Source organism: Rhodobacter maris, from assembly GCF_900217815.1.
In the GTDB taxonomy this organism is placed as follows: Bacteria; Pseudomonadota; Alphaproteobacteria; order Rhodobacterales; family Rhodobacteraceae; genus Rhodobacter; species Rhodobacter maris.
On sequence record NZ_OBMT01000046.1, the window covers coordinates 1 to 1,668 of the forward strand.

Here is a 1,668-nt window from a genome sequence, read left to right on the forward strand (position 1 = left end):
ACCTTCACCGAAGAGGGGCGGCGCTTTGGGTGAGCAAGCCCGATTGAAATCTGTCAGAAAACCGCGTATATTTCTGACAAAGGAGCGATCATGGAGCGCATGGCTGAGAGCATTCTGAACGTTGCTGCGGCGCTGCCGGAGGGGGCGCCCTTGGCAGCGAAGGGCCTGTTGCACCTCGGCTCGCGCGCGGCTGTCGATCAGACGCTGTCGCGTCTGGCCGCGCGCGGCGAGTTGATCCGTGCGGGACGCGGCATCTACATGCGCCCGGTTCAGACCCGCTTTGGGCCCCGCAGCCCGTCGGCCGAACAAGCGATTGACGCTCTGTCTGTGCATCGGGGCGAGATGATTGTGCCGAGCGGTGCTGCCGCGGCAAACGCTCTCGGCCTGACGACGCAGGTGCCGGTCAAATCGGTTTACCTCACTTCCGGTCGAAGCCGTGTGCTGAACCTTGGTCGGCAGGCTGTTGAACTGCGTCATGCGCCGCGCTGGCAGTTGGCACTTGGAAACAAAACCTCGGGCCAGGCCGTCCGTGCTCTTGCCTGGCTTGGACCGGATGAAGCTCCGATGGCCCTGCTAATCCTGCGATCCAAGCTCACAGAGGCGGCAAAGACCGAACTGGTTTCCGCCGCGCCTCAGTTTCCGACTTGGCTGGCTCGATTGGTCGGAAAAATGGTCCATGGCTGAGGAATTCCTTCGCCTCAGCGCAACAGACCGGCTGGATGCGCTTGGTGTCGCAGCCGACCGGCTTGGTCGGCCAGCCCATCTTCTTGAAAAGGACGTGTGGGTTGTCTGGGCGATTCAGCAACTGTTTGGATCGCCCATCGGTGCAAACCTCGTTTTCAAGGGTGGCACGTCCCTGTCGAAGGCCTATCACGTTATCGATCGTTTTTCCGAAGATGTGGATCTGACCTTCGACATCCGGGCGTTGATCCCGGATTTGCTCAAAGATCGTGAAGATGGCAGTCCCGCCACATCCAGCGAAGAGCGGCGCGTGTCGAAACGTGTCCGCCAGACCTTGCCTGATTGGGTGGTCCGCACCATCCACCCGATCCTGCAGCAGGCGATTGATCGGGAAAGGATCGATGCCAGGCTTCGGATAGAAGGAGACAAGCTGTTCATCGACTACCCGCACCTAGCCCAAGGCACGGGGTATGTTTCCCCAAGCGTGATGTTGGAGTTCGGCGCGCGCTCCACAGGAGAACCTGCCTCGCCGCGCGATATCGTCTGCGATGCCGCGTCGGTGATCGAAGGTGTGGAGTTTCCGGCGGCTCATCCCCGTGTAATGCATGCCGAGCGAACGTTCTGGGAGAAGGCGACGGCGATCCACGTCTTTTGCTTGCAGAACCGCTTGCGCAGTGATCGCTTCTCGCGGCATTGGCACGATCTCGTCAGGCTAGATGAGGCGGGCATTGCCGCTGCCGCCATTGAAGATAGGGCGATCGCGGCTGCAGTGGCTCGCCATAAGACAATGTTCTTCTCTGAAAAGGCCGCCGATGGCGGAATAGTCAACTACGGCACCGCAGTGGCGGGACATCTGCAACTGGTCCCAAGCGGCGAGGCTTTGAATGCTCTCTCAGATGATTACCGCCGGATGACCGAAGACGGTCTGCTTGCCACGGCACCAGAGCCATTTGATGTCTTGATGGACCGGTGTGCTGAGATCGCACT

General features: G+C 60.4%; 2 protein-coding genes. Both read left to right on the forward strand.

The genetic code is table 11. The features are described 5' to 3' along the window. Positions 1–90 precede the first annotated feature (90 nt). Positions 91–684: a DUF6088 family protein gene (locus CRO22_RS18440; protein WP_097071596.1), complete on the forward strand. Its 594-nt coding sequence runs from the start codon at positions 91–93 to the stop codon at positions 682–684. Then, positions 677–1,668: nucleotidyl transferase AbiEii/AbiGii toxin family protein (locus CRO22_RS18445; RefSeq protein WP_097071597.1), on the forward strand; the 992-nt coding region annotated here is incomplete at its 3' end. The genes CRO22_RS18440 and CRO22_RS18445, both read left to right, overlap by 8 nt.